General features: G+C 70.5%; 27 protein-coding genes and 1 pseudogene. 20 read left to right on the top strand and 8 right to left on the bottom strand.

Annotated elements, in window-relative coordinates:
• Positions 1 to 44 precede the first annotated feature (44 nt).
• Positions 45 to 992: pseudogene (locus AC07DI_RS12885) on the bottom strand (DNA cytosine methyltransferase); the annotation flags it as partial.
• A gap of 143 nt (positions 993 to 1,135) precedes the next feature.
• Here AC07DI_RS12885 and AC07DI_RS12880 point away from each other — a divergent pair.
• The gene (locus tag AC07DI_RS12880) at positions 1,136 to 1,840 is read left to right on the top strand and encodes an HNH endonuclease (RefSeq protein ID WP_384253793.1); all 705 of its coding nucleotides are present in this window, start codon (positions 1,136 to 1,138) and stop codon (positions 1,838 to 1,840) included.
• Positions 1,841 to 1,928: 88 nt separating this feature from the next.
• Complete coding sequence (locus AC07DI_RS12875; RefSeq protein ID WP_478904249.1) at positions 1,929 to 3,068, top strand: DNA cytosine methyltransferase; 1,140 nt, start codon at positions 1,929 to 1,931, stop codon at positions 3,066 to 3,068.
• On the opposite strand, the gene AC07DI_RS12870 is transcribed toward AC07DI_RS12875, so the two are convergent.
• The 3 genes from AC07DI_RS12870 to AC07DI_RS12860 all read right to left on the bottom strand — a co-directional run bounded on the left by AC07DI_RS12870 (position 3,045) and on the right by AC07DI_RS12860 (position 5,545).
• Positions 3,045 to 3,449, bottom strand: a complete 405-nt coding sequence (locus AC07DI_RS12870) for a very short patch repair endonuclease (protein ID WP_384253799.1) — start codon at positions 3,447 to 3,449, stop codon at positions 3,045 to 3,047. The genes AC07DI_RS12875 and AC07DI_RS12870 overlap by 24 nt on opposite strands.
• A gap of 73 nt (positions 3,450 to 3,522) precedes the next feature.
• Positions 3,523 to 4,317: an HNH endonuclease gene (locus tag AC07DI_RS12865; protein ID WP_478904247.1), complete on the bottom strand. Its 795-nt coding sequence runs from the start codon at positions 4,315 to 4,317 to the stop codon at positions 3,523 to 3,525.
• Between the two features lie 199 nt (positions 4,318 to 4,516).
• Positions 4,517 to 5,545 carry an SEC-C metal-binding domain-containing protein gene (locus AC07DI_RS12860; protein ID WP_478904245.1) on the bottom strand — a complete coding sequence of 343 codons (1,029 nt, stop codon included), beginning with the start codon at positions 5,543 to 5,545 and terminating at the stop codon, positions 4,517 to 4,519.
• Between the two features lie 190 nt (positions 5,546 to 5,735).
• Here AC07DI_RS12860 and AC07DI_RS12855 point away from each other — a divergent pair, with 190 nt between their 5' ends.
• The 6 genes from AC07DI_RS12855 to AC07DI_RS12830 all read left to right on the top strand — a co-directional run bounded on the left by AC07DI_RS12855 (position 5,736) and on the right by AC07DI_RS12830 (position 10,681).
• The gene (locus AC07DI_RS12855) at positions 5,736 to 6,608 is read left to right on the top strand and encodes a class E sortase (protein WP_478904243.1); all 873 of its coding nucleotides are present in this window, start codon (positions 5,736 to 5,738) and stop codon (positions 6,606 to 6,608) included.
• Positions 6,609 to 6,649: 41 nt separating this feature from the next.
• Positions 6,650 to 6,856: a DUF3311 domain-containing protein gene (locus tag AC07DI_RS12850; RefSeq protein WP_478904241.1), complete on the top strand. Its 207-nt coding sequence runs from the start codon at positions 6,650 to 6,652 to the stop codon at positions 6,854 to 6,856.
• Positions 6,853 to 8,385, top strand: a complete 1,533-nt coding sequence (locus AC07DI_RS12845; RefSeq protein ID WP_478904240.1) for a sodium:solute symporter family protein — start codon at positions 6,853 to 6,855, stop codon at positions 8,383 to 8,385. Before AC07DI_RS12850 ends, AC07DI_RS12845 begins: the two co-directional genes overlap by 4 nt.
• Before the next feature lie 85 nt (positions 8,386 to 8,470).
• The gene (locus AC07DI_RS12840) at positions 8,471 to 8,803 is read left to right on the top strand and encodes a DUF6412 domain-containing protein (RefSeq protein WP_384253814.1); all 333 of its coding nucleotides are present in this window, start codon (positions 8,471 to 8,473) and stop codon (positions 8,801 to 8,803) included.
• 116 nt (positions 8,804 to 8,919) lie between these two features.
• Complete coding sequence (locus tag AC07DI_RS12835; RefSeq protein ID WP_478904239.1) at positions 8,920 to 9,687, top strand: YidC/Oxa1 family membrane protein insertase; 768 nt, start codon at positions 8,920 to 8,922, stop codon at positions 9,685 to 9,687.
• 136 nt (positions 9,688 to 9,823) lie between these two features.
• On the top strand, positions 9,824 to 10,681 hold the full coding sequence (locus AC07DI_RS12830; protein WP_478904238.1) for a fumarylacetoacetate hydrolase family protein: 858 nt from the start codon (positions 9,824 to 9,826) through the stop codon (positions 10,679 to 10,681).
• A 54-nt stretch (positions 10,682 to 10,735) separates the two neighbouring features.
• On the opposite strand, the gene AC07DI_RS12825 is transcribed toward AC07DI_RS12830, so the two are convergent.
• A complete protein-coding gene (locus AC07DI_RS12825; RefSeq protein ID WP_384253821.1) occupies positions 10,736 to 11,224 on the bottom strand; it encodes a heme-degrading domain-containing protein in 489 nt (162 codons plus the stop codon).
• Positions 11,221 to 12,315, bottom strand: coding sequence for a Gfo/Idh/MocA family oxidoreductase (locus AC07DI_RS12820; RefSeq protein ID WP_478904237.1), 1,095 nt, complete (start codon positions 12,313 to 12,315; stop codon positions 11,221 to 11,223). The genes AC07DI_RS12825 and AC07DI_RS12820 overlap by 4 nt, the downstream gene beginning before the upstream one ends.
• Positions 12,316 to 12,371: 56 nt before the next feature.
• On the opposite strand from AC07DI_RS12820, the gene AC07DI_RS12815 reads away from it, so the two are divergent.
• The gene (locus AC07DI_RS12815) at positions 12,372 to 13,574 is read left to right on the top strand and encodes an ROK family transcriptional regulator (RefSeq protein WP_478904235.1); all 1,203 of its coding nucleotides are present in this window, start codon (positions 12,372 to 12,374) and stop codon (positions 13,572 to 13,574) included.
• A 28-nt stretch (positions 13,575 to 13,602) separates the two neighbouring features.
• On the opposite strand, the gene AC07DI_RS12810 is transcribed toward AC07DI_RS12815, so the two are convergent.
• The gene (locus AC07DI_RS12810) at positions 13,603 to 14,496 is read right to left on the bottom strand and encodes an NADP-dependent oxidoreductase (RefSeq protein ID WP_478904234.1); all 894 of its coding nucleotides are present in this window, start codon (positions 14,494 to 14,496) and stop codon (positions 13,603 to 13,605) included.
• An 87-nt stretch (positions 14,497 to 14,583) separates the two neighbouring features.
• On the opposite strand from AC07DI_RS12810, the gene AC07DI_RS12805 reads away from it, so the two are divergent.
• The gene (locus AC07DI_RS12805; RefSeq protein ID WP_478904232.1) at positions 14,584 to 15,168 is read left to right on the top strand and encodes a TetR/AcrR family transcriptional regulator; all 585 of its coding nucleotides are present in this window, start codon (positions 14,584 to 14,586) and stop codon (positions 15,166 to 15,168) included.
• A 59-nt stretch (positions 15,169 to 15,227) separates the two neighbouring features.
• Here AC07DI_RS12805 and AC07DI_RS12800 read toward each other — a convergent pair whose 3' ends face one another.
• Entirely contained in the window at positions 15,228 to 15,827 is a 600-nt protein-coding gene (locus AC07DI_RS12800; RefSeq protein WP_478904231.1) for a TetR/AcrR family transcriptional regulator, read from the bottom strand.
• Between the two features lie 161 nt (positions 15,828 to 15,988).
• On the opposite strand from AC07DI_RS12800, the gene AC07DI_RS12795 reads away from it, so the two are divergent.
• From AC07DI_RS12795 to AC07DI_RS12750, 10 genes are all read left to right on the top strand, one after another.
• Complete coding sequence (locus tag AC07DI_RS12795; RefSeq protein WP_478904229.1) at positions 15,989 to 16,705, top strand: SDR family NAD(P)-dependent oxidoreductase; 717 nt, start codon at positions 15,989 to 15,991, stop codon at positions 16,703 to 16,705.
• A gap of 257 nt (positions 16,706 to 16,962) precedes the next feature.
• Positions 16,963 to 17,748 (top strand): LPXTG cell wall anchor domain-containing protein, encoded by a 786-nt coding sequence (locus AC07DI_RS12790; protein WP_478904228.1) that lies wholly within the window; start codon positions 16,963 to 16,965, stop codon positions 17,746 to 17,748.
• 78 nt (positions 17,749 to 17,826) lie between these two features.
• Positions 17,827 to 18,609, top strand: coding sequence for a GntR family transcriptional regulator (locus AC07DI_RS12785; RefSeq protein WP_384253837.1), 783 nt, complete (start codon positions 17,827 to 17,829; stop codon positions 18,607 to 18,609).
• A 133-nt stretch (positions 18,610 to 18,742) separates the two neighbouring features.
• Positions 18,743 to 19,867: a TIGR03364 family FAD-dependent oxidoreductase gene (locus AC07DI_RS12780; RefSeq protein WP_478904226.1), complete on the top strand. Its 1,125-nt coding sequence runs from the start codon at positions 18,743 to 18,745 to the stop codon at positions 19,865 to 19,867.
• A gap of 17 nt (positions 19,868 to 19,884) precedes the next feature.
• Entirely contained in the window at positions 19,885 to 20,589 is a 705-nt protein-coding gene (locus tag AC07DI_RS12775; RefSeq protein ID WP_478904225.1) for a phosphonatase-like hydrolase, read from the top strand.
• Positions 20,589 to 21,641 carry an ABC transporter ATP-binding protein gene (locus tag AC07DI_RS12770; RefSeq protein WP_478904223.1) on the top strand — a complete coding sequence of 351 codons (1,053 nt, stop codon included), beginning with the start codon at positions 20,589 to 20,591 and terminating at the stop codon, positions 21,639 to 21,641. Before AC07DI_RS12775 ends, AC07DI_RS12770 begins: the two co-directional genes overlap by 1 nt.
• A 154-nt stretch (positions 21,642 to 21,795) precedes the next feature.
• The gene (locus AC07DI_RS12765) at positions 21,796 to 22,599 is read left to right on the top strand and encodes a 2-aminoethylphosphonate ABC transporter permease subunit (protein ID WP_478904461.1); all 804 of its coding nucleotides are present in this window, start codon (positions 21,796 to 21,798) and stop codon (positions 22,597 to 22,599) included.
• Entirely contained in the window at positions 22,586 to 23,383 is a 798-nt protein-coding gene (locus tag AC07DI_RS12760; protein ID WP_478904221.1) for an ABC transporter permease, read from the top strand. The genes AC07DI_RS12765 and AC07DI_RS12760 overlap by 14 nt, the downstream gene beginning before the upstream one ends.
• A gap of 21 nt (positions 23,384 to 23,404) precedes the next feature.
• The gene (locus AC07DI_RS12755; RefSeq protein WP_478904219.1) at positions 23,405 to 24,490 is read left to right on the top strand and encodes a 2-aminoethylphosphonate ABC transporter substrate-binding protein; all 1,086 of its coding nucleotides are present in this window, start codon (positions 23,405 to 23,407) and stop codon (positions 24,488 to 24,490) included.
• Between the two features lie 142 nt (positions 24,491 to 24,632).
• Positions 24,633 to 25,412, top strand: a complete 780-nt coding sequence (locus AC07DI_RS12750; protein ID WP_384253852.1) for an HAD-IIA family hydrolase — start codon at positions 24,633 to 24,635, stop codon at positions 25,410 to 25,412.
• Positions 25,413 to 25,474: the final 62 nt, after the last annotated feature.

The raw sequence follows: 25,474 nt of genomic DNA, 5'->3' as shown, positions 1-25,474 counted from the left end.
CCGGCTGCACTGTCCGCATGATCGAAGGCCTCTATCACCGTACGGCCGACTGCTTGCGCCACCGGTGGTGGAAACGCATTACCCACTTGCCGGTAAGTGGACGTCTTGCAGCCCTCGAACTTCCACTCTGGGGGAAAGCCCTGCAATAGAGCCATCTGCGCAACGGTCAGCCTCACCGGAAGCACGTCGCCTGGGCCGGGTGGCATGTCAGCCACACTTGAGCCGTTGACTCCGATTTCTGCCCAGGCCTGCCGTGCTCGTGTGGGTCCAAGATCTGGGCCGCCGTGTTTCCGCGAGCCGCCGCATAGCGTGGGTGCGACCTTCTGGGCCTGTTGAGCCCAGGGATCGGCCAGTTCCCATCCGCGGGACGCCATTGACTCGCGAAGAACATTCCCTACGAGTGCGGCCTCGACGGGGGCGGAGGTGGTCTCATCCGGCCATCGGAAGTGCTCGAAGACGTGGTGCTCAAGGGCTACGAGGACGGCGCGCGGCCGGAGCTGGGGGACCCCGAAGTCCCGCGCGTACAGAAGTCTCCACTCCGCGGTGTACCCAAGGGCCGAGAGAGCTTGGACAATTTTGAACCGATAGGCGGAGAACTTGCTCTGAAGAAGTCCTTTCACATTTTCGATGAGGACGGCTCGCGGCCTGACCGCCGAGGCCAGCGATAAGACGTACGGGAAGAGGTCGCGCTCGTCATCGGCGCCCAGCTGCTGGCCGGCGAGTGAGAAGGGCGGACACGGTACTCCCGCTGCGAGGAGGTCATGGCGTCGCACGTCGGTGAAGGAATCCGCATTCAGTGTCCGGAGATCTGCCTGAAGAACATTCCAGTCTGGCCGGTTGCCGCGGAGAGTGCGGCATGCGTCAGTGTCCAATTCCACCAGTGTTTCGTGCTGGAACCCGGCCCTCTCCAGGCCGAGCGCTTGCCCTCCCGCACCTGCGCAGAGTTCGAGGCATGAGCGACGGGGGGTGACCTTGGTCGATAGCTGTGTCACGAGGGGCGCCCTTCGGGGCTGTCGTTCCGACGAGTGTCCCGAGCAGCTTGCCGCCACTTGCCGCGGCAAGTGGCGGCAAGCTAAGGTTTCGACGCGAACGAAGGACTATGCGAACCGGTGTTCTGGCGTGTGGAGGGGTTGTCATGGGAAGCAGGCCCGACTGGCGAGATGAGGCGCTCGGCACCCGCGTGAGGGTGGCTCTGTGGCTGAGGGATGAAGTCGGCGAAGGGCGGACCTTCAAGAAGCAGGCCCTGCGGGCCGCCATCCCAGGCTCTGAGCAGGTGGACCGCCGCATGAGAGACCTGCGGCCGGCGGGCTGGGATATCAAGACCTACCGCGACAAGCCCAGCTTGCAGGCCGATGAGCTGTACCTGGAGAAGATCGGCCACCCGGTCTGGGAGAGGGAGCACCGCGCTGCGGGGTTGAGGCAGATCAGCGCGAAGACTCGGCGGTTCGTCTTCGAGCGCGATGGCCATATGTGCCGTCGCTGTGGTGTGGCCGCGGGTGAGGAGTACGCGGGTGAGCGTGGCTCCCACGCTCGCTTGACGCTGGGGCACGTGAACCCGCACAAGTCCGGTAGTGGGGCGAACTCCGAAGACTTGATCACCGAGTGCGCTCGCTGCAACGAGACGGTGAAGCACCTGACTGGTGCGCAGATGACACGTGAGCAGGTGTGGGACAGGATCAAGGAACTGCCGGTGCGGTTCAAGAAGGACTTGTTGGTATGGATGGCTGCCGACGCGCGGCCACTGAGCGGCGCTGAACGCGCGTGGGGGATGTACCGGCAGCTGCCAGCGGAGTTGCGGGATGAGGTCAGGCGGGACCTCGAAGCTCTGCTCAAAAGCTGACGCATACCGGGAGAGCTGCGACGCGGGCGAGTTCCGGTGCTGTGGATGCGACACTAGCGTGTCGTAGCTACACCACCGGGAGGGTTCGATGAGTTCCAGCGACCAGCCGCTGACCTCGATTGAGATCTGCGCGGGAGCTGGAGGCCAGGCAGTTGGCCTCCATGGGGCGGGGTTCCGTCACCGTGCACTCGTCGAGATCGACAAGTTTGCGGCCGAGACGCTCAAGCTCAACGTGGTGGAGCGCAAGGTCTGGGGAGAGGAAGAGGCTGCTGAGTGCGAAATCCTTCCCATGGACGTCAAGGACTTCAAGCCGACAGTAAAAGATCTCGATCTACTCGCCGGCGGGGTCCCTTGCCCCCCTTTCTCTGTCGCCGGGAAGCAACTCGGTCAGGATGACGAGCGTGATCTCTTCCCGGAGATGCTGAGACTGGTAGGAGAACTGACTCCTCGCGCGGTAATGATCGAAAACGTTGCCGGTCTCGTTAAACCTTTCGATAAGTTCTTCCGTTATCGAGAAGATATCAAGCGCGAGCTTCGCGACATGGAATATGTTGTGTGTGGGTGGCGTCTCCTGGAGGCCGCCGACTACGGCGTTCCTCAGCTTCGGCCTCGTGCGATTCTGGTGGCGATCCGAAAGGACTGTTACCGCGGATTTGACTGGCCGAAGCCGACAGATGAGCTTAAGACAGTGGCGCAGGCGTTGAGGGACACGATGGAGCGCCGTTTCACCGATGCCGGCAGGCCTGACGGTTTTGAGAAGTGGCTCAAGAAGGCTACTGAAGCCGGAACGGTGGCCCCCACCCTTGTGGGCGGCTCCAAGAAGCATGGTGGCGCTGACCTCGGGCCGACCCGAGCGAAGAAGGCCTGGCGGGCCCTCGGGGTGAACGGGATGGGTGTCGCTAACGACGAGAAGGAACCCAACCTCGAAAGGGACTTGGGCAACAAGGACTTGGCGATCGATGTGCCGGAGGAGAAGCGCGTCGGCCCCATGCTCACTGTCGAACAGGCGGCGATTATTCAGGGATTCCCTACGGACTGGATTTTCGCTGGGCGTAAGACCGCCCAATACCGGCAGGTGGGCAATGCGTTCCCTCCGCCCGTCGCCAAGGCTGTCGGGTTGGCCATCAAGGACGCGCTGGAGCGCACGGGGGATCTGATGGAACCTCCTGTGGGAGACCGTGAGCTGGACGGCACTACTAGCGCTTCAGTCCGGGACACCCTCATCTGATGTGCGGTTCCGCCGCTCCGAGACCAGCCGTGTAATCTCAGCTGCCGACTCTTCGGCGGACGTGTGTTCCCAGAAGCGCAGAACAAGCCAGCCAGCTTCTGTTAGCTGCTGGTCGGTGTCCCGGTCCCGTTCCATATTCCGTTTGACCTTGTCCGACCAGTAGCCTGGATTGGTCTTTGGCGACACATAGTGTTCGGGGCATCCGTGCCAATAGCAACCGTCGATGAATACGGCGACCTTTGCTGGCCGAAAGACCATGTCTGCGGTTCGGCGAAGGCCGGGCAGCGGGCGTGTCGAGACACGATAACGTAGGCCGTTGGCATGGACGAGCCGCCTGATCAGCCGTTCAGGTTTGGTGTCCCGGCTCCGGATCGCCTGCATGTTGCGTCGCCTCGCGGCAGACGATGCCCATGAGCCTTCTGGCGGAGACCAGGGCTGCGGATCACTCACTGCTCTACTCCTGCGAGCTGTTCCCGGCTGCGTCTGTCGCCGAACGTTTCGCTCTCTGGCGCGTCCGCTCAAGCTTGGCAATCGCGGCTTGCGGGCCCCCCGGGGGCCAAGGCTCCCAGTGTTCCAGGCGATAGAACGAGAGGACGCGCCGCCCCTTCCTGCGCTGAGTGTTCTCGATGATCCAGCCGAGGGATCTGAGCTCACGCATTCGCTTGGTCGGATCGCCGTGGTTCTCTTCCCGGGCAACGAGAACAATAAGCTCCTTTGGGACGTTCTCGCCTGCCATAGCCTTCAGTAGTTCGCCGATCCGCAGATGGACCTCGGGGAGTGCCAGCGACTTTCGCAGGGCAGCGGCGTTCTCTTGATGGTCGGCGAAGAGAGACTGCTTGTCATGGTTGTCCTCCTCGCAGAGCAGCTGGAGGTTTTCCTGTTCGTTGGTTCCGCCTAGGTCAAGCGGGACCATGTGATCGATGACCAGCTTCACCTGGTCGTCTTTGGGCGTGCGGCCACAAGCGGCACAGCGGTTGCCATATGTGTGGTGGACCATGGCGCGTACTGATCCGCGGATGTTCTTCCGCGCCGTTCGCTTGCCGAAATGAGGATTCCAGCCGAGCAGCGGATAGACGAAGAGGTTCTTCTCCCCCGGTATGCGCTGTGCGGGCACGTCGAAGTGGGTGCGCAGCGAGCGAAGCCGCCGGTCCATCTGCAAGTTGGCCTTGCCGGTGACGAGGCTGACGCGCTCCCTGATGGCAGGCATGGCCAGTGGTTCTTCCTGCGACTGGTAGAGCACTTGGTACACGGCCCGTGTCTCGGAGTCAGGGACCAGGTCCTGCAACTCCTTGCTATTCGGCGCAGGGAGAGGGCGTGGCTCGTTCGTCTCTGGCATGTGGTCCTGAAGTTTCGCTCGATGCCGGTGATCGGACGGTGGTTCGGAAGTGGGCGAGGACTAGGCCGGACTTCGGTGGCTCAGGGAGGGGGACGAGTCGAGGGTCCCGCTGTCAATCGCTGCCGTGGCACGTCCCATAAGCCACGCCCGACCCGCACCAACACTCCCCGCCCCCCTCAGGAGGCCAAGACGTCGCCCGCCCCCGCGCCGCCAGCGTCGTCGCGTACTGGGGGAGGAGTGAGGGGTCCTCCGGGGAGGATGCCTCGGACGCGGCGAAGGCCTCGTAGGACGGGACCGTTCCCGTGACGATGCCCAGGTTCGGGGTTCCCGAGGCGGAGAGTTCCCTCAGTGACGACTCTATGGTCGACAGGTGCGCCTCGTGGGAGGGGTACTCCGAGGACAGGGACGGGTACGCCGACAGGAGTTCCGTCAGTTCCGGCGCCGGCCAGTGGAGGATCGCCACCGGGAAGGGGCGGGAGAGGGCCTCCCTGTACGAGCCCAACTCCGCCTGGATTCGGGAGATTTCCGCGCGCAGCTCCGCCGGGTTCTCCGAACCGAGGGACCAGACCCGCTTCGGGTCGTGGAGCTCGTCCAGGGGGACCGGCGCCGTGGAGACCCGGTCCGCCAGGGTGTCCCACGCGTCGTGGTCCGCGCCCAGGAGGCGGCGTACGCGGTGGCGGCCGAAGAGGATCGGGTGCGTCGCGTACGGGGGCTCCGCCGCCTGCGCGGGCAGCAGCCGCGTCGCCGCCTCCGTGAACGTCTCGTGCGCCTGCTCCAGCTCGTCGTGCGATTCGAGTGACTCCGCCACGATCACCCACGGCGCCGGGTCCCGCGGCGCCGCCGCGCGGACGCCGTCGATGATCGCCCTCGCCTCCGCCTCGTGGCCGTACTCCCAGAGGTTCGACGCCTTCAGGGCGCGGATGAGGAGAGGCGAGCCCGCGGGCGTCTGTGCGGAGAGCAAGCGGTCGTAGAGCGTCGTCGCGCGGTCGCGGGCGCCGGCCAGTTCGAGGTGGGCCGCGGCCTGGAGGAGGAGCTGTTCGGCGTCCTCCGGGTACAGGCCGGCCGTGCGTTCCAGGCGCGCGGCTTCGGCGATGTGGTCGACGTCGACGTGGTCGGCGGCAGCAGGCTTGTCGGGGCGCATACGGGACACGGTACTGCCGAGGGGGCCTCCAGCAGGAGGGGCGGTTCGGCAGCTGCCTCGTCCGGCCATGGATTGTTGGCGGAGCAACGCCTATCCTCCCGGCGGCCGGGCGGGCCCGAGCGGATGGAGCGGTAGCGGTTCGAGGAGCCCGGGAAGCCCGGGGGCCCGGGCAGCTCAAGGAGGAGGCCTCGTGCGCGAGCGGATTCCGGTGGTCCAGCACGGACGCACCTGGCGACGCACCCGGCGACGCGCCCCTCGACGCGCCCCGCGCCGCACCCCCGTCGTGCGCGCCCTGTGGGGCGGGGCCGAGATCGCCGTCACCCTCGGACTCGTCCTCCTTCTGCTCGTCGCCCATCAGCTGTGGTGGACCAACCGCCAAGCCCGCGCCGCCGCCGAGCGGAAGGTCCAGGCCCTGGAGGAGGAGTGGGGTAGGGGTGAGGGCGGGGCGTCCGGTCCCGGGGGCGGTTCGGGCGACGGGGCCGGTTCCGGTTCCGATTCCGGGGCCGGTTCTCGTTCTGGGGCAGGGGGCCGCTCCACCAGCTCGTCCCCGGACAACGATCGCCCCCGTACGGACAGCAGCGGAACCGAAGGCCGTCCCCCCACCCCCCGCTGGGACCAGGCCTACGCCGTCCTCCGCATCCCCCGCATCGGCATCCGCGTCCCCGTCGCCGAGGGCGTCAGCAAAGGGGCCGTGCTCAATCAGGGGTACGCCGGTCACTATCCCCGTACCGCCCAGCCCGGCCGGGCCGGGAACTTCGCGCTCGCCGGGCACCGCAACACGCACGGGGAGCCGTTCCGCCACATCGACCGGCTGCGGCGCGGGGACGAGGTCACCGTCGAGACCGCGCAGGCCACCTATACGTACGTCGTCGACAAGACGCTGGCGCGGACCTCCGCACGCGACGGCGGAGTGATCCGCGCGGTGCCGCGCAGCGACGTGCGCGCGGGGTACGGGTATCGCGAGCCCGGGTACTACGTCACGCTCACCACCTGCACCCCCGAGTACACCTCCAAGTACCGGCTCGTCGTGTGGGGCAAGCTGCGCGCCATGCGGCCGCGTTAGGCCGAGGTTCGCGCCCCGCGCCCCGGATAGGGTCAGGCCTCGTGATCGCTCGACGTCCCCATCTCCTCTGGCTCCTGGTCCCCTTCGTGCTCTACCTCGGGGCCCTGCCGCTCGCCAACCGCGTGCGGCCCGTCGTCCTCGGGCTGCCCTTCCTGTTCTTCTGGCTGCTCTGCGCGACGCTGCTCACGCCCGTGTGCGTGTGGCTCACCCACCGGGGCGACCGGAAACTGAAGGAGCGGCGGTCATGAGTGACGGAGCCGTCGCCACCGCCGTCTTCGGCGTCTTCATGGTGGGGACCGTCGCGCTCGGCCTCGCCGCCGTCCGCGGGCGCGGGAAGCAGGGCGGGATCGCCGAGTGGTCCGTGGGCGGGCGCAGCCTCGGGGGCGTGTTCATCTGGGTGCTGATGGCGGGCGAGGGCTACACCAGTTTCAGCTATCTGGGGGCCGCGGGCTGGGGGTACAACTACGGCGCGCCCGTGCTGTACGTCGTCGCGTACATGTCCTGCGGATACGCCGTGGGGTACGTCGTCGGCCCCATGCTCTGGGCCTACGCCCGGCGCCACGGGCTCGTCAGCATCTCCGACATGGTCGCCCACCGGTACGGGCGGCCGTGGCTCGGCGCGGGCGTCGCCCTCCTCGTCACCGTGTTCCTGCTGCCCTACATCCAGTTGCAGATCACCGGCATGGGCGTCGTCGTCTCCACCATTTCCTACGGCGCCATCAGCCTCAACTGGGCCTATTTCATCGGCTTCGCCGTCACGACCGGCTTCGTGGTGGTGAGCGGGCTCCGCGGCAGCGCCTGGGTCTCGGTCCTGAAGGACGTGCTCGTCATCGGCACGCTCGCCTTCCTCGCCGTCTACGTACCCCTCCACTACTTCGACGGGTACGGGGACTTCCTCGACCGGATCGTGCGCGAGAAGAGCGACTGGCTCACGCTGCCGGGCAGCGGCGGGAGCCCGTACGGAGAGGCGTGGTTCGCCACGACGTCGCTGCTCAACGCCGTGACCGTCGTCATCTTCCCGACCACCGTCGCCGGTTACCTCGGCGCCCGCAACGCGGACGCCCTGCGCCGCAACGCCATCTGGCTGCCCGGCTACAACGTCCTGCTCTTCGTCCCCATGCTGCTCGGCATGGCCGCCCTCTTCGTCGTCCCGGGACTCGTCGGCGCCGAGTCCAATCTGGCGCTCTTCAAGCTGGTGGTCGACTCGCTGCCCGCGTGGGCCGTCGGTGTCATCGGGGTCGCGGCCGCGCTCTCCTCCATCGTGCCCATGGCCGTGTTCATGCTGGTCATCGGGACCATGTGGGGCAGCAGCGTGCTGTCGCTCCTGCCCCGTTGGCGCACTCCGCAGCGGCAGAAGCTCGCCTCGCAGGGCGTGGTCGTCGTCGCGGGAGGCGTCGCCCTCGCTCTGACCTACGGGGCGCCCAACACCCTCGTACGGCTCTCCCTCATCTCGTACGAGGGGATGGCGCAGCTCGTACCGATGCTGCTGCTCGGCCTCGTGTGGCGGAGGCTGACCCTCGCCGGGTCGCTGAGCGGGCTCGTCGTGGGGGTCGGGGTCGTGTGCGCGCTCGTCTTCGGCGACCACGACCCCGTCCTCGGCGTCAACGCGGGAATCCTCGCGCTCGCCCTCAACCTGGCCGTGGCGCTCGCCGTGTCGTACGCGGGGCCCGGCGACCGCGCCGACAGCCGGCCGGACGCCGAGGTCCTCGCGGGCGATCCCCTCGACGGGGAGGACGACGACCTCAGCCTCGGGGCTTCTTCAGGGCGCCGAAGTTGATCCTGTATAACGGCTGTAGTACTTAGCATTGTCGTACGTGTAGGTGTACACGTATGAGTACACGGACGAGGAGAGGAGGGTGGTCATGCGCGGAGTGCTGCGCAACGTGATCCGCGACGGCAGAGCCGCCGCCCGCCCCGCCCTTCTCCTCCTGTTCCTCCTCGTCGAGGTCGTCCTCGTCGACACCGGCAGCCTCACCGCCGCCGTCGCGCTCGCCGCGACCGCCGCCGCGGGCTCCGCGCTCGCCGTCTGCTCCGTGATCGCCGCGCGCTGCGCGCCCGCCGTGCCCCGCACCAGGGTGCGCACGGCGATCCGCGACCGCGAGATGCGTACGGCCTTCCTGCCGCAACGCGACCCCGACGCCCGGGGCCGCAGGCGCCCCCGAGCACCCGGCCGTCTCCTCCTGACGGCCGCGTAGGGGAACACACCCAGCTTTCCTGGCGTCCCTTGCGGTTCGTCATGCCGACGCGACGGCAGCCCTCGCTGACCGTCGCCCTCTCTCCCGGCACGACGAGACCCTCGGAGGGCTTCTCCATGTCCGCTTTCATGTCCGTGTTCGCCAGTCTGGTCGAGCACCTCGCCGATCTGCTCGACCCGCTCTTCCACGGCTCGGCGACCGCCGCCGCGATCGTGCTGTTCACCGCCTGCGTACGACTCCTCGTACATCCGTTGTCGCGGGCGTCGGCCCGGGGCCAGCGGGCGCGCGCCGAGCTGTCGCCGCGGATCGCCGAGTTGCGCAAGAAACACGCCAAGAACCCGGAGAAGCTGCAGAAGGCCGTCCTGGAACTGCACCGCGAGGAGAAGGTGTCGCCGCTCTCCGGCTGCCTGCCCAGCCTCTTCCAGCTGCCGGCCTTCTTCCTCCTCTACCACCTCTTCTCCAGCTCCAGCATCGGCGGCGACGCGAACGCGCTGCTCGACCACACCCTGTTCGCGGCGCCGCTCGGCGGCCGGTGGACGGACGCGCTGGCGGGCGGCGGGGTGTTCGGTGCGCAGGGCCTGGTCTACGTCGGACTCTTCGTGATCGTCGCGTCCGTCGCCACCTTCAACTTCCGGCGCACCAAGCGCCAGATGGTGGCCAACCCGGTGCCGCAGGCCGGGGCCGGGGACCAGCAGGTGCCGGGCATGGGCGCGATCGCGAAGGTGATGCCGCTGATGTCGTTCATGACTCTGTTCACCGTGGCCGTGGTGCCGCTGGCCGCCGCGCTGTACGTGGTGACCAGTACGACGTGGAGCGCGGTGGAGCGGGCGGTGCTGTACCGGGACATGCCGGGCAGTGCGGGCGCGCTGGCCGCCGCCGTATGAGGGCGGGGGCTACCGCCCGGTAAAGGTCCAGTACGTGAACGGGGTATTGCGGACCGGACGGCGAGCTTGGACGATCGACCAAACCTCCGATGGCCGCATCCCATCGGCCGGGCTACCGAAGGAATGGAGTCTGACCATGAAGCTGCTGCGAGTCGGTACGGCGGGGGCGGAGCGCCCGGCACTCATCGATGCCGACGGCACCCTCCATGACCTGTCGGGCATCGTCGCCGACATCGACGGCGACGTGCTCGGCGACGCGGGCGCGCTCGGCCGGATCAGGGCCGCTGCTGACGCCGGTGACCTGCCCGTTGTCGACGCCCGGGGGTTGCGCGTGGGGCCGCCGGTCGGGCGGATCGGCAAGGTCGTCTGCATCGGGCTCAACTACCACGACCACGCCCGAGAGACGGGCGCCGAGCCGCCCGCCGAGCCGGTCATCTTCTTCAAGGCGGCCGACACGGTGGTCGGCCCGGACGACACGGTGCTTGTGCCGCGCGGCTCGGTGAAGACGGACTGGGAGGTCGAGCTCGCCGTGGTCATCGGACGTACGGCGCGCTACCTGGAGTCGCACGAGGAGGCGCTCGCGCACGTCGCGGGGTACGCGGTGGCGCACGACGTCTCCGAGCGGGAGTTCCAGATCGAGCGGGGCGGCACCTGGGACAAGGGCAAGAACTGCGAGACGTTCAACCCGCTGGGCCCCTGGCTGGTCACCGCGGACGAGGTGGCGGACCCGCAGGCGCTCTCCTTGAAGCTCTGGGTCAACGGCGAGCTGAAGCAGGACGGCACGACCGCCGACCAGATCTTCCCGGTCGCCGAAGTCGTGCGGTACGTGAGCCAGTTCATGACGCTCTACCCGGGCGACGTGATCAACACGGGCACGCCCGCCGGCGTGGCGATGGGCCGGCCCGAGCCGAAGCCGTACCTGCGGGCGGGCGATGTGGTGGAGCTGGAGATCGAGGGGCTCGGGCGGCAGCGGCAGGAGCTGAAGGGGGCGTAGCGCGCGCCCCGGGGCCCCGCCGCCGGGGCCCCTCGGCCGTGCGGCCCCCTCGGCTCAGATCGTCCCGGCGAACCGCTCCAGCGCCGCCACCACCAGCGCATGGTCCTCGATCTGCGGCAGCCCCGACACCACCACCGTGCCGATCACCCCCGCGCCATCGACCGCGATCGGGAACGCGCCGCCGTGGGCCGCGTACACGTCGGGGTCAAGGCGGGAGGAGTCCTCGAAGGTCGTGCCCTTGGCGCGGAAGCGGGAGCCGACGAGGTACGAGGAGCAGTGGTAGCGCTCGACGACGCGGCGCTTGCGGGCGATCCACGCGTCGTTGTCGGGCGTCGAGCCGGGGAGCGCCGCGTGGAAGAGCTGCTGGCCGCCGCGGTGGATGTCGATCGCGACGGGGGCGTCGCGTTCGCGGGCCAGCTCCACGAGGAGCGTGCCGAGGGCCCACGCGTCGTCGTACGTGAAGTGGGGCAGGACCAGGCGGCGTTCCTGGGCCTCCAGCTCGTCGATGGAGGGGGCGTTCGCGGGGGCGGGAGGAGTGCTCACAGCGTCACCGTCACACCGTCGCGGGCCGAGCGGCGGGCCGCTTCCAGGACGTCCAGGGCCGCGGCGGCCTCGTGCGCGGTGACGGGGTTCTCGCCGGTGCCGCGCAGCGCCGCGGCCACCGCCGCGTAGTACGCGGGGTAGTCGCCCGGCAGGGTCCGCAGCGGGCTGCCGCCGCCGGTCAGCGGGGACTCCCCGGCGCCGACCCGGCCCCACATCGACTCGTCCTCCACGCCCCACGCGTCGTCCCGCGCGGCCGGGCGCCTGCCCTCGCGCAGCGCCGCCTCCTGCGGGTCGAGGCCGTACTTCACGTAGCCCGCCCGCGAGCCGAGGACCCGGAAGCGCGGGCCGAGCTGGGCGGTGGTGGCGCTGACGTAGAGGTGCGAGCGGACGCCGTTGGTGTGCGTGAGGGCGAGGAACGTGTCGTCGTCGGCCTCCGCTCCCGGGCGCCGGACGTCCGACTCCGCGTACACGCTCGCCACCGGGCCGAAGAGCACCAGGGCCTGGTCGACGACGTGGCTGCCGAGGTCGTAGAGGAGACCGCCGATGTCCTCGGGGTTCCCGGACTCGCGCCAGCCGCCCTTCGGGCGCGGCCGCCACCGTTCGAAGCGGGACTCGAAGCGCCATACGTCACCGAGCCCGCCGTCGGCGAGCAGCTGCCGCAGCGTGCGGAAGTCGTTGTCCCAGCGGCGGTTCTGGAAGACGGAGAGGAGCAGCCCGCGCTCGTCGGCGAGGGCCGCGAGCTCGCGTGCCTCGGCGGCGGTGCCCGCGACCGGCTTGTCCACGACGGTCGGCAGGCCCGCCTTGAGGGCGGCGGTGGCGAGCGACACGTGCGTCTTGTTCGGAGCGGCGATGACGATCAGGTCGAGCTCGTCCGCGCGCTCCCACAGCTCGTCGGCCGACGCGGCGCACCGCAGGTCGTCGCCGAACTCGGCGCGGGCCTGCGCCTGCCGTTCGGGGTTCGACGTCACGACCGTGTCGAGGACGAGGCCCTCGGTGGCGGCGATCAGTGGGGCGTGGAAGACGGAGCCCGCGAGGCCGTACCCGACGAGGCCGACGCGGAGGGGAGAGCGTGAAGAGCCTGTGCCAGTCATGCCTTCCACTTAAGCAACGGTGTTGCCAAAGTGCAAGCGGGCGGGACAATGGGTCCGTGAAGCCGTACGTGAACAGGGTGAACCCCGGAGTGAACCTGCCGGCGCTGCGCGGGCACAACGCCGCGCTCGTGCTCGATCTGCTGCGCGCCGCGGGCGAGGCGGGCATCAGCCGCCTCGAACTCGCCGAGCGCACCGGGCTCACCCCGCAGGCGGTCAGCAAGATCACCGCGCGGCTGCGGGACGAGGGCCTGGCCGCCGAGGCGGGCCGCCGCGCGTCCACCGGCGGCAAGCCCCGCACGGTGCTGCGGCTCGTCCCCGCCGCGGGCCACGCGGTCGGCCTCCACCTGGACCGCGACGCGCTGACGGCGGTCCTTGTCGACCTCACCGGCACGGTGGTCGCCGAACGCCGCGCCCCGCTCGCCTTCGGCGCGGGCGCGCGGGCGGTGGTCGAGGCGGCGGCGGGCGAGGTGCGGGAGCTGTTGCGGTCGGGAGAGGGAGAGGGAGAGGGAGAGGGAGAGGGAGAGGGGCGGGGGCAGGGCGAAGGGCAGGGAGAGGGAGAGGGAGGGGCCGGGCGTCGGATCTCCGGAGTCGGGGTCGCGCTCCCCGGGCCGCTCGACCACGCCGCAGGCGTACTGCACCGTGTCACCGGCTTCCCGGAGTGGGACGGGTTCGCGCTGCGCGACGCGCTCGGTGCGCGGCTCGGGCTGCCCGTCGTCGTGGACAAGGACACCAACGCCGCCGCCCTGGGCCTGGCCCTCGCCGGTGCCGCCGACTCCTTCGCGTACCTCCACCTCGGCACCGGACTCGGCGCCGGGCTCGTGCTCGACGGCGCCCTCTACCGCGGCGCGCGCACGGGCGCGGGTGAATTCGGCCACCAAGTGCTGCAGTTGGACGGGCCGCGCTGCGAGTGCGGGGACCGGGGGTGTGTCGAGGCGCTCTGCCTCGCGGCCGTCGCCCGGGGCGACCTCGACGAGGCGGCGCGGGTGCTCGGCACGGCCGCGGGCAACGTCGTCGGCCTGCTCGACATCGACCGCGTGCTGCTGGGCGGCCGGACGGTCTACGCCGCCGAGAACCTTTTCGTACGAGGGGTGGGCACGGTCGTCGCCGAACGCGTCCGGCGCGGGGGTGGGAGGACGCCGGTGCCGGTGAGCCTCGCCGCGGGAGGGGAGCGCGGAGTCGCCGAGGGGGCGGCCCAGCTGGTCCTCGCTCCCCTCTTCGGGCGGGCGGAGGGAGTTGTTCCGCACGACGGCCCGGGATGACGGCTGACCCCGCCCCCCAGGAAGCCGCTCAGATGACGATGACCCGGCGTCCGCGTGTATGGCCGGCCCGGCTGTCGATGTGGGCTGCCGCGGCCTCGGTGAGCGAGTACGACTTCTCGACCGGGATGTGGAGCTTGCCCCGCGCGATGAGTTCGGCCGCCTCGGCCAGCGCGTCCGGCACGCTCCCCGCCGCGCCGGAGAAGCGGACACCGAACTGCGGTGCGTCGAGGTCGGCGATGGAGAGCACCTTGCGCGCGTCACCCGTCAGCTCGACCAGTTCGCGGATCACGCCCGACCCGGCGAGATCGAGGGCCGCGTCGACCCGGCCGAGCCGCCGCACCCGGTCGATCCAGCCCTCGCCGTACGTCGTGGCGAGGGCGCCCAGGTCGCGCAGGTAGTCCTGGTTCGCGGCACCGGCCGTGCCGATCACCACGATGCCGCGGTCGCGGGCGATCTGCAGGACCGCCGAGCCGACACCTCCCGACGCCCCGCTGACCAGCAACCTCTGCCCGGCCTCCACCCCCACCTCGCGGATGACGCGCAGCGCGGTCTCCACCACGGAGGGGTATCCGGCCGCCTCTTCGAAGGTCAGCCCCTCAGGCATACGCGCCCAGGCCGAAAGCACGGCGAACTCGGCGTAGGTGCTCGACCCCTCGCCGAAGACGGAATCGCCGACCTCGATCCCTTCGACGCCCTCGCCGACCTCGTCCACCACTCCCGCGGCGTCCAGGCCGACGCCCGCGGGCAGTTCCAGGGGGTGGGCGGCCAGGATCTGGCCTTCACGGACGCGCCAGTCGACGGGATTCACCCCCGCCGCCCGCACGGCGATGCGTATGTGGCCGGGTCCCGCGTGGGGCTCCTCGGCATCGATGAGGCGCAGGACGTCCGGACCGCCGAACTCGGCGAAGCTCACTTTCTTCATGCCGCCGAACGTAACACTAACGGTTAGTGTTTTGTAGCTGTTGTTTTTGCGTGACCGTTGTGGTTTCGTACCTGATAGCATCTGGCCATGACCGTGCCGACCGGGCGCCGTGAGCGCAAGAAGGCCGCCACCCGCCAGAAGATCGCCGACGCGGCACTGCGGCTCTTCCAGGAGCGCGGGTACGACGCGGTGGGTATCCGTGACGTGGCCGCCGAGGCCGACGTCGCCGTCACCACGCTCTTCTCCCACTTCGCCTCGAAAGAGGCCCTGGTCTTCGAGCAGGACGAGGACTTCGAGCAGCGCCTCACGAGGGCGGTCGTGGACCGGGAGCCGCACGAGCCGCTCCTCCCCGCGCTGCGCCGCGAGATCCACGCCATGGTGCGGCACTGCACGGCGGACGGCGCGGGCCCGATCTGGCGCATGATCAACGAATCGCCCGCCCTGCGGCAGTACGACGAGTCGATGCGGCTGCGCCATGCGAAGTCGCTGGCCACGGCCATCGCGGCCGATCTCGGCCTGCCGGGGACCACGACGGCCTGCCGGGCGGTCGCCCGGTTCGTCGTCGACGCCTACTCGCTGGCCCGCGAGGCGGACGATCCGCAGGGAGCGGTGGACGAGGTCTTCGAGATGATCGAGGCGGCCTGGGGGAGCACGGGCCCTTCGCGCCGGTGACGCGCTCGATGTCCAGCCGGTGACGCGCTCGACGACGGCTCTCCCGCCGTTGGCGCTCGCTACTTCGTGCGCGGCCTGAGCAGGTCCTCCACGAGTGTGTCCACCAGGCCGCGCGGAATGCTCGAACCCGTCAGCGCGCGATAGACGATCGGGCCGACGACGGCGTCGGCCGTGGCCTCGGGGCCGAGCGCGGGCGCGATCTCGCCCGCGTCGACCGCGCGCGCCAGCATGTCGCGCTCCAGGGCGCGGCGCGGGCCGAGATAGCGCTTGTGGAAGCTCTTGGCCGTGTCCGGGTCGTGCTGCGCCTCGGCGATGAGCGCGAGCAGGACCTTGCCCGCGGGGTCACGGGTCAGGAACCGCGCGAAGGCGCGCAGGTAGCCGCGGATGCTCTCCGCCGTGGGCCGCTCCGCAGGGACGGGGAGGCGCTTGTCGCTGTCCTCGATGAGGGTGTCGAGGAGGATCTCCACCTTCGAGGGCCACCAGCGGTAGATCGTCTGCTTCGCGACACCGGCACGGCGCGCGATCGCCTCGACGGTCAGGGCGCCGAAGCCGTTCTCGACGAGCAGGTCGTCCGCGGCGTGGAGCACGGCGAGGCGCGCGGCCTCGTCGCGCCGGCTGCCGGAGTGCGGTCTGCGGGGGCGAGAGGTCGTGGCGGGCATGCGGACACGATACCGGTACCCGGGGGCGGGTGTTGGGGGCGGAGTGTGTTGCGCGGACGCGACGGTGCGTCCAGGCATGGATTGGGCGAGACGGCGCGTCCAGGCATTGTTTGGACGCGACGGTGCGTCTAGGCTGACCGCTCCACGACGAAGGAGCGCAGATGACTGCCACGCCGCCCGACACCTCCCGTACGCAACCCCCTCAGGCCCTCGTCATCGGAGCCTCCAGGGGGTTAGGACTGGTCCTCGCCGACGAGCTCGCCCGGCGCGGCTGGCGCGTCGTCGCCACGGCGCGGCAGGACGATGGCGAGCTGCGGGCGACCGCCGAGGCCAGGGGCGGGCGCCTTGAGGTGGAGACGCTGGAGATGACGAGCCCCGGCCAGGTGGCCGCGCTGGGGGAGCGCCTGGCGGGCCGCCGGCTCGACCTGCTCTTCGTCAACGCGGCGATCGACCGGGGCGACCTGCCGATCGACGAGGTCCCGACCGACATGTTCACCGAGGTGATGATCACCAACGCGCTCAGCCCGCTGCGCGCCCTGGAGGCCCTGCGCGCACTCGTCGCGCCCGGCGGAACCGTCGCCGTCATGTCCTCCGACCAGGGCAGCGTCTCGCTCAATACCGACGGCGGCTACGAGCTCTACAAGGCCGGCAAGGCCGCTCTCAACCAGCTGATGCGCAGTTACGCCACCCGCCACGCGGACGACGGGCAGACCAAGCTGCTCATCGATCCCGGCCACAACCGGACCCGGCTCGGCGGCTTCGACGCGCCACTCGAGCCCCGGGAGAGCATCCCGGCCGTCGTCGACGTCCTCGAAGCGCAGGCGGGCGCCCCTGGGCTGCAATTCCTCGACCGGCACGGCGAGACCGTCCCCTGGTAGGGCTCCGGGCCGGTGTCCGGGCGGTGGGCGGTCGACCGATGGGCCCGCCGACCCGCTCCGGCGGAAACTCGCCTGAACGAGGGGGATCGGGCGGCCGAACGGGCCCATCGCGCGGTGGGGCGGCGCTGAGGTCGCGCGTGCGGGGAAGGTCTCGAAGCATGCCCTGACCGGTGGACGCCGACCGCCGTCCGCCTCCCTCCCGCTCCCGGTCCCGCCCCGCCTCCCCTCGTCGGTGTTCAGCTCAGCAAAGGCCCTTCATGCGCTTGTGCCGTTCCCTCGTCCTCGGTGCCGCCGTCGCTGCCGCCGTCCTCGTGCCCGTGGTGGTGGCGGCGCCCGCGACGGCCGGGACGTCCGCGGTGGCCGACGGAGACGGGAGCCGGGGGAGCCGCGCCTCCCGGGCGGCCTGGACCCACGCCGTGAAACGGCCCACCTGCGCCACGGACGACAGCGCCGACTTCCCCATCGACACCCGTATCCACCGCGGGCCCGGCACCTACCACCCCGGGGACGGCTACCAGCACTGGTCGATCGACCTCACCAACACCACTGACGAGACCTGCGCCAGGATCCACCCGATCGTCGTCCTCGTCGACCGGGCGCGGACACTGCGGCCCGAGCAGATCCAGCTGGAGTTCGACGACGGGAAGCGGCGGCGGCCCGTGCCGTTCGAGAGGACCGGTCAGGGAGAGCACGTCGGCGTCTTCGACGACGCGGGCTTCGCCGGGTTCACGGTCGCGCCAGGCCGTACCGTCACGGTCGAGGTCCGGCTCACCTTCACCTCGGACACCGAGGCCGACCGCGTCGTGGCGTCCGCCGCGCTCGTGCAGCGCAGGGACGACGACGGCGACTGGGTCGGCGACTCCAACGACTACCCGTTCGACATCGTGACCGAAGGCCCCGCGACGCCGTCCGCCGAACAGCTCGCCCAGACGGGTCCGGGCGCCCCGACGGTGTCCGGGATCGCCGCCGGAGCCGTCCTCCTCGGCGCGGGCGCCGTCGTCATGGCGGCCCGGCGCAGGCGCCTGCGGTCCGGAGCGCGCTGACCTCGGCCCAGGACCGCCCCCGGCCTCCGCCACCTCCCGTTCACCCGCGTGTTCACGTACGTCTGCGAACATCCCCGAGTGGACAACCCGAACCCCGCGCACCACCCCGCCCACCTGCTGGACCAGGTGCCCGGCGCCCCCATCCGCTCCGGCATCCCCGAGCACGGCCGCATCCCGAAGTACTACGCCGTCAAGGCCCGGATAGCCGCGCTCATCGTGGAGTTGGGGGACGGGCAGCCGCTGCCCACCGAGCGGGATCTCGCCGAGCGGTACGAGGTGGCGCGCGAGACCGTGCGCCAGGCGCTGCGCGAACTGCTCCTGGAGGGGCGGCTGCGCAGGCAGGGGCGCGGCACCGTCGTCGCGGGGCCGAAGCTGGAGCAGCCGCTGTCGCTCGCGAGCTACACGGAGGGCGTGCGGCGCCAGGGCCGTACGCCCGGCCGCAATCTCATCTCGCTGGACCGCTTCCCGTGCCCGGCCGTGCTCGCCGCCGAGATCGGCGCCGGTGCGGGCGAGCCCGTCTGGCACATGGAGCGGGTGCTGCTCGCCGACGACGAGCGGGTCGGCCTGGAGAGCACGTACGTCTCCGTCGCCCGCGTACCCCGCCTCGACGTCGACTTCGCACCGGACTCCTCCTTCTACGCGTACTTGCGCGACCGCCTCGGCATCTCCTTCGGCGACGCCGACGAGAGGATCGAAACGGTCCTCGCCACCCCCCGCGAGGCCCTTCTCATCGGGACTCCGCCCGCGCTCCCCATGCTGCTGATCCACCGGCTCTCCCGGGACACGGACGGTCGGCCGCTCGAACGCGTACGCACCCTCTACCGCGGGGACCGGTTCTCCTTCACCACCCACCTCGGCTGATCCGCCCCTCGAATGCACCGCCCCTCGAAAGTCACGGATGCGTAACGGGTCTAGTCCAAGCTTGGGTGGGCGTTCACCGTCCCGTTGCCAGTCGGCCCCGCGCGGGTCACCGCTCCCCAGCAGCGTTGCCGCCGTGAGAGTCATCGTCGTAGGAGCCGGCGTGGTGGGAACCATGCACGCCTGGCACGCAGTGGAGCGCGGCCACGAGGTCGTACAGATCGAGCGCGAGAGCGAGGCCCGGGGAGCGTCGCTGCGCAACTTCGGGCAGATATGGGTGAGCGGCCGGGCGGGCGGCGAGGAGCTCGACACCGCCCTGCGCGCCCGTGAGCTGTGGGAGGGCATCGGGGAGCGCGTCCCGGGCCTCGGCTTCCGGGCCAACGGCTCCCTCACCCTCGTGCGCGACGACAGGGAACGCGCCGTCGCCGAGGCCGCGCTGGCCCGCCCCGACGCCGCCGCCCGCGGTTACAAGCTGCTCACCGCCGACGAGGCGCGCGCCCTCAACCCGGCCCTGCGCGGCGAGTTCAGCGCCGCCCTGTGGTGCGAGCGGGACGCGGCCGTGGAGCCGCGCACCGCGCAACTGCGGCTGCGCGAGGCCCTGTCGAAGTCCCCGCGCTACACCTTCCTGCCGGGCCGCGAGGTCCGCGAGGTCGTCGGCGCGGGCAGCGTCCGCGACGACCACGGCGACGTGCACACCGGCGACGTCGTCGTGCTCGCCACCGGCAGCTGGCTCGGCGGGCTCGTCCGGGAGCTGGCCGGACCCGACCTGCCGGTGCGCCGCGTAAGGCTGCAGATGATGCAGACCGAACCCCTCGGCGAGCGGCTCACCACCTCCGTCGCCGACGCCGACAGCTTCCGCTACTACCCGGCGTACCGGTCGGAAGCGCTCGACGCGCTCAACGCCGGGCAGCCACAGGCGCCGACCGCCGCCGCGCACAAGATGCAGCTGCTCATGGTGCAGCGCGAGGACGGCGGCCTGACCATCGGCGACACCCACGAGTACGAGCACCCCTTCGCCTTCGACACCGTCGAGGCCCCCTACGACCACCTCACCGAGGTCGTCGAGGGCTTCCTCGGCCGCCCGCTGCCGAAGATCCGGCGGCGCTGGGCCGGGGTGTACGCGCAGTGCGTCGACACGAGCCGTGTCGTGCACCGGCAGCAGGTGCGCGACGGCGTGTGGCTGGTCACCGGGCCCGGCGGGCGCGGCATGACCTGCTCGCCCGCGATCGCCGAGCAGACCGCCGACGAACTGGGATGGTGAGGGATTTGACGAACACCATGACGCACACCACGGACGGCAGCCGGATCGGGCTCGTCGTGCTCGACATGGCCGGCACCACCGTCGCCGACGGCGGCCTCGTCGAGCAGGCCTTCGCCGCCGCCGCGCGCGAACTCGGCGTCGAACCCGAATCGGCCGACCACGCCGCGAAACTGGAGTACGTCCGCGCCACCATGGGCGAGTCCAAGATCTCCGTCTTCCGGCACCTGTTCGGCGAGGAGAAGCTCGCGCGGCAGGCGAACGTCGCCTTCGAGAAGGCGTACGGGACCCTCGTCGACGGCGGCCGCATCGCACCCGTCCCCGGGGCGCGCGAGGCCATCGAGGAGCTCGCGGACGACGGCCGCACCGTCGTCCTCACCACCGGATTCGCCCGGGTCACCCAGGACGCCATCCTCGACGCGCTCGGCTGGCGGAACCTGGTCGGCCTGACCCTCTGCCCCGCCGACGCGGGCGGCCGCGGACGCCCCTACCCGGACATGGTGCTCGCCGCCTTCCTGCGGACCGGCGCCGTGGACGGCGTGCGGGACATCGCCGTCGCGGGCGACACGGCCTACGACATGCTCAGCGGCGTACGCTCCGGCGCCTCCGTCGTCGCGGGCGTGCTCACCGGCGCCCACGACGGTGCCGCGCTGCGCGAGGCCGGGGCCACCCACGTGCTCGGTTCCGTCGCCGAACTGCCCGCCCTGCTCCGGGAAGTCGGCTGATGGGCAGCGGCATCCGCTTCGACCGGGTCTCCGTCGCGTACGGCGGCACCACCGTCCTCGACTCCCTCGACCTGACCGTCGAGCCCGGCGAGGTCATGGCCCTGCTCGGGCCCTCCGGGTCCGGCAAGACCACCGCGCTGCGGGCCGTCGCCGGGTTCGTGCGGCCCGCGGCGGGGCGGGTGTTCATCGGTGGCCGCGACGTCACCGCTCTGCCGCCGCACCGGCGCGGCATCGGCATGGTCGTCCAGCAGTACGCGCTCTTCCCGCACATGCGCGTCGCGGACAACGTCGCCTTCGGCATGAAGGCGCGGAAGGTGGCGAAGTCCGAGATACCCGGGCGGGTCGCCGAGGCGCTGGAGATGACCGGCATGGCGGCGTACGCGAAACGGCTTCCGCGCGAGCTGTCCGGCGGGCAGCAGCAGCGGGTCGCCATCGCGCGGGCGCTCGCCGTCCGGCCGGGCGTGCTGCTCCTCGACGAGCCGCTGTCCGCGCTCGACGCACAGCTGCGCTCCGGAATGCTGGCCGAACTCGCCCGTCTGCACCGGGAGTTGCCCGACGTCTCGATCCTGTACGTCACCCATGACCAGGTCGAGGCGCTCACCCTGGCCGACCGGATCGCCGTCATGGACCGGGCGAGGCTCCAGGACTGCGGGACGCCCCAGGAGCTGTACCGGGCTCCTCGGACGGAGTTCACGGCGTCGTTCGTGGGCAACGCGAACCTCCTCACGGTGACGGTGGGCACGAAGGGCGTCTCCCTCGGCGGCACGGAACTCGACGTCGACACGGGGGCGGTGGCGGCGGGGGTGACCGCCACGTTGTGCGTGCGGCCGCATCTGGTGGGGCTGGGCGAGGGGCCCAACTCCGTCGTGGGGGAGGTCGTCGAGGTCCAGTGGCGGGGGGCCACGCACCGGTTGTACGTGGTGGTCGGCGGGGAGCGGATCAAGGCGGACGTACGAGAGCTGCGGACGCCCCCGGCGATCGGGGAAACGGTGACGCTGCACTTCGCGCCCGACGACGCGGTGCTCCTGGCCGGAGGGGTGACCGGTGGGTAGTCCCGCTGAGCGCCTCGCCGACAGTGTCCCGGCACCGGGGGCTGCGCCCACCCGTTCCGCCGCACGGAACACCTGCCCACAGCGGGAGCCGAACGCCTGCCCACAGCGGGAGCGGGACGGCTCGCCTTGGCGGGAGCGGCGCGTTCCCGCACTCGTGTGGGCCCTGCCGCCCGTCCTCCTCCTCGGTCTCTTCTTCCTCTATCCGCTCGTGCTCGTCGTTCAGCAGTCGGTGCGGCCCGATACGGGTGGGACCTCGTTCGCCGCGTACTCCGACGTGTTCGCGTCCGAGGTGTTCCGGGAGGCGCTCGGGGCCACCGTGTGGCTGGCGGTCGGGGCGACCGCGGGGTGTCTCGTACTGGGGTTCGCGCTCGCGTTGATCATCGCGTTCGTGCCGTTTCCCGGCGGGAAGGCCGTCGCCCGGTTCATCGACGTCTTCCTCTCCTTCCCGTCCTTCCTCATCACCCTCGCCCTGCTGTTCGTCTACGGGACTAAGGGCATGGCCAACGGGGTGTGGACGGAGGCGACCGGCGCCGCGGAGGGCCCGTTCCAGTTCCTGACCACCCCGTGGGGCGTGCTGCTCGCCGAGATCACGTACTTCACGCCGTTCGTGATGCGGCCGCTGCTCGCCGCGTTCTCGCAGCTCGACACGGCGCAGCTGGAGGTCGCGGCCGGTCTGGGGGCGAAGCCCGCCCGTATCGTCCGGCGCGTCATCCTGCCCGAGGCGCTGCCCGCGCTCGCCGCGGGCGGCAGCCTCGTCCTCGTCATGTGCCTGAACGAGTTCGGGATCGTGCTCTTCACGGGCGCCAAGGGGGTCACCACCCTGCCGATGCTCGTCTACAGCAAGGCCATCCTCGAGTCCGACTACCCGGCGGCGTGTGTCGTCGCCGTCGTCAACATCGCGATCTCCGTGGGCCTCTACGGCCTCTACCGGGTGGTGAGCCGTCGTGCTGGTGCATAGCCACAAGGGCAGATGGGCCCTCTGGGCGCTCTTCCTCGTCCTCTTCCTGCCGCTCTTCGCGCTGCCGCTGCTCGTGATCCTGACGGCGTCGTTCGCCGAGCACTGGTCGGGGGCCTTCCCCACCGGATTCACCGGGGAGCACTACGCGTCGGCCACCCGCGGGGAGTCCCTGGAGGCCCTCACCACGAGCCTGGTGACCGCGGTGAGCGCCAGCCTGCTCGCGCTGGCCGTCGGCTCGTGGGCCGCGCTCGCCGCCGCCGCCCTGAAGAAGCGCGGCAAGGCGCTCGTCGACGCGCTGTTCGTGCTGCCCCTCGCCGTGCCGTCGGTCGTCGTCGGCCTCGCGGTGCTCGTCGCGTTCTCCAAGCCGCCGATGATCCTCAACGGCACGCGGTGGATCGTGATCCTCGCGCACGCCCTGCTCGTCACGGCGTTCGCCCACCAGTCGGTCGCGGCGGCCCTCGTCCGCCTCGACCCGGCGTACGAGCAGGCCGCGGCCTCGCTCGGCGCCCGGCCCTCGTACGTCCTGTGGAAGGTGAAGCTGCCGCTGCTGCTGCCGTCCCTGACGGCGGCGACCGGGCTCTGCTTCGCGCTCTCCATGGGCGAGCTGAGCGCCACGATGATGCTCTACCCGCCGGACTGGATGCCGCTCCCGGTGCGGATCTACGCGGCCACCGACCGCGGGTCCACGTTCACCGGCGCCGCCGTCGCGGTGGTTCTGATGGCGGCCACGCTCCTCGTGCTGTTCGCCGTCTCCCGTATCCGCACCCGCGCCTCCTACCGCTGAAGCCAAGGAGTACGAAACGTCATGTCCCGCCTTACCCGAGCCCAGCACCTGCGCACGGCCGTCGCCGTCACCGGCGGCCTCGTCCTTGCCGGATCCCTCACCGCGTGCGGCGGCAGCTCCGCCGCGTCCGACGACAAGGCCGTCACCGTCTACAGTGCCGACGGCCTCAAGGGCGAGAACGGCGACGGCTGGTACGACCGGGTCTTCGAGGAGTTCGAGAAGAAGACCGGCATCAAGGTGAACTACGTCGAGGGCGGCTCGGGGGAGATGGTGCAGCGCGCCGTCCGCGAGAAGTCCAACACCCAGGCCGATGTGCTGATCACGCTGCCGCCCTTCATCCAACAGGCCGACGAGAAGGGGCTGTTGAAGGCGTACGAGCCCGAGGGGTCGAAGGAGGTCGGCGCCGCGGACAAGGACGCCGACGGCAAGTGGACCTCCGTGGTGAAGAACTACTTCGGCTTCGTCTACAACAAGAAGGAGCTGCCCGGCGGCAAGGCGCCCAGGACGTGGGAGGACCTCACCGACGGCACGTACAAGAACAAGGTGCAGTACTCGACGCCCGGGGTCGCGGGCGACGGTACCGCCGTGCTCATCAAGGCGATGCACGACTTCGGCGGCAAGGGGCCGGCGATGGAGTACCTGAAGAAGCTCCAGACCAACAACGTCGGCCCGTCCGCCTCCACCGGCAAGCTCGCGCCCAAGGTCGACAAGGGCGAGCTCCTGGCGGCCAACGGCGACGTCCAGATGAACTACGCCCAGTCCAAGGACCTGCCGAACCTCAACATCTGGTTCCCGGCGACCGCGAAGGCCCCGGACAGGCCGACCACCTTCGCGCTGCCCTACGCGGCCGGCCTGGTCACCAAGGCCCCGCACGACGCCAACGCGCGGAAACTCCTGGACTTCCTGCTCAGCCGCGACGCGCAGCGCCAGGTCAGCGAGATCGGCGGCGGCTTCCCGGCCCGCAAGGACGTCAGGCCCACCGACGCCAACGCGACCGCCCTCGGCAAGATCATGGACGGCGTGGAGATCTTCCGGCCGGACTGGCGGGACGTCTCGGAGAACCTTCCGTCGTACGTGGAGGACTGGAAGTCGGCGACCGGCAGCTGAGAGTTCACCGTCGTACCTCTGGGCTCCGGTGATCGACGGGGTCAAGATCACTGGATCCTGATTAGGCTGTGGGGCGTCGGCACAGCGCTGTCCCGGCGTCCCCTCACCACCAGGCTGACCGCAGACCGCAGGAGTGCACCTCATGGCAGAGCGCAAGCCCATCGAATCGTGGCTCACCGACATGGACGGCGTGCTCATCCACGAAGGGGTGCCGATCCCCGGCGCCGACACCTTCATCAAGAAGCTGCGCGAGTCCGGCAAGCCGTTCCTCGTCCTGACGAACAACTCCATCTACACCGCGCGCGACCTCCAGGCCCGGCTGGCCCGCATGGGCCTCGACGTCCCCGTCGACAACATCTGGACCTCCGCGCTCGCCACCGCCAAGTTCCTCGACGACCAGCGCCCCGGCGGCACCGCGTACGTCATCGGCGAGGCGGGCCTGACCACGGCCCTGCACGACATCGGGTACGTCCTCACCGACCACGACCCGGACTACGTGGTGCTCGGCGAGACCCGCACGTACTCCTTCGAGGCCATGACCAAGGCCGTCCGCCTCATCAACGCGGGCGCCCGCTTCATCTGCACCAACCCCGACGAGACCGGCCCCTCCACCGAGGGCCCACTTCCCGCCACCGGGGCCGTCGCCGCGCTGATCACCAAGGCCACCGGCAAGAACCCGTACTTCGCGGGCAAGCCGAACCCGCTGATGATGCGGACCGGGCTGAACGCGATCGGGGCGCACTCGGAGACCAGCGCGATGATCGGCGACCGCATGGACACGGACGTCCTGGCCGGTCTGGAGGCGGGCATGGAGACGTTCCTGGTGCTGACGGGCCTGACGACCCGCGCCGACATCGACAAGCACCCCTTCAGGCCCTCCACCGTCGTGGACTCCATCGCGGACCTCGTCGACCGCGTCTGACGCAGCCCGTGTTCGCCGCAGAACGCCTCTGACCTGCGGCGCAGCGCCCCACGGGTCCTCGG

The organism is Streptomyces sp. NPDC044106, assembly GCF_056433985.1.
This window is presented reverse-complemented; position numbering and strand designations above follow the sequence as displayed.

What these genes read in the sequence shown, in the direction of transcription:
- AC07DI_RS12770 (WP_478904223.1), top strand. Translation starts at nt 20,589, where the DNA reads ATGGGCAGCGGCATCCGCTTCGACCGGGTCTCCGTCGCGTACGGCGGC.
- AC07DI_RS12775 (WP_478904225.1), top strand. Translation starts at nt 19,885, where the DNA reads ATGACGCACACCACGGACGGCAGCCGGATCGGGCTCGTCGTGCTCGAC.
- AC07DI_RS12840 (WP_384253814.1), top strand. Translation starts at nt 8,471, where the DNA reads ATGCGCGGAGTGCTGCGCAACGTGATCCGCGACGGCAGAGCCGCCGCC.
- AC07DI_RS12875 (WP_478904249.1), top strand. Translation starts at nt 1,929, where the DNA reads ATGAGTTCCAGCGACCAGCCGCTGACCTCGATTGAGATCTGCGCGGGA.
- AC07DI_RS12860 (WP_478904245.1), bottom strand. Translation starts at nt 5,545, where the DNA reads ATGCGCCCCGACAAGCCTGCTGCCGCCGACCACGTCGACGTCGACCAC.
- AC07DI_RS12750 (WP_384253852.1), top strand. Translation starts at nt 24,633, where the DNA reads ATGGCAGAGCGCAAGCCCATCGAATCGTGGCTCACCGACATGGACGGC.
- AC07DI_RS12790 (WP_478904228.1), top strand. Translation starts at nt 16,963, where the DNA reads ATGCGCTTGTGCCGTTCCCTCGTCCTCGGTGCCGCCGTCGCTGCCGCC.
- AC07DI_RS12810 (WP_478904234.1), bottom strand. Translation starts at nt 14,496, where the DNA reads ATGAAGAAAGTGAGCTTCGCCGAGTTCGGCGGTCCGGACGTCCTGCGC.
- AC07DI_RS12845 (WP_478904240.1), top strand. Translation starts at nt 6,853, where the DNA reads ATGAGTGACGGAGCCGTCGCCACCGCCGTCTTCGGCGTCTTCATGGTG.
- AC07DI_RS12870 (WP_384253799.1), bottom strand. Translation starts at nt 3,449, where the DNA reads ATGCAGGCGATCCGGAGCCGGGACACCAAACCTGAACGGCTGATCAGG.
- AC07DI_RS12880 (WP_384253793.1), top strand. Translation starts at nt 1,136, where the DNA reads ATGGGAAGCAGGCCCGACTGGCGAGATGAGGCGCTCGGCACCCGCGTG.
- AC07DI_RS12755 (WP_478904219.1), top strand. Translation starts at nt 23,405, where the DNA reads ATGTCCCGCCTTACCCGAGCCCAGCACCTGCGCACGGCCGTCGCCGTC.
- AC07DI_RS12795 (WP_478904229.1), top strand. Translation starts at nt 15,989, where the DNA reads ATGACTGCCACGCCGCCCGACACCTCCCGTACGCAACCCCCTCAGGCC.
- AC07DI_RS12800 (WP_478904231.1), bottom strand. Translation starts at nt 15,827, where the DNA reads ATGCCCGCCACGACCTCTCGCCCCCGCAGACCGCACTCCGGCAGCCGG.
- AC07DI_RS12835 (WP_478904239.1), top strand. Translation starts at nt 8,920, where the DNA reads ATGTCCGCTTTCATGTCCGTGTTCGCCAGTCTGGTCGAGCACCTCGCC.
- AC07DI_RS12805 (WP_478904232.1), top strand. Translation starts at nt 14,584, where the DNA reads ATGACCGTGCCGACCGGGCGCCGTGAGCGCAAGAAGGCCGCCACCCGC.
- AC07DI_RS12830 (WP_478904238.1), top strand. Translation starts at nt 9,824, where the DNA reads ATGAAGCTGCTGCGAGTCGGTACGGCGGGGGCGGAGCGCCCGGCACTC.
- AC07DI_RS12820 (WP_478904237.1), bottom strand. Translation starts at nt 12,315, where the DNA reads ATGACTGGCACAGGCTCTTCACGCTCTCCCCTCCGCGTCGGCCTCGTC.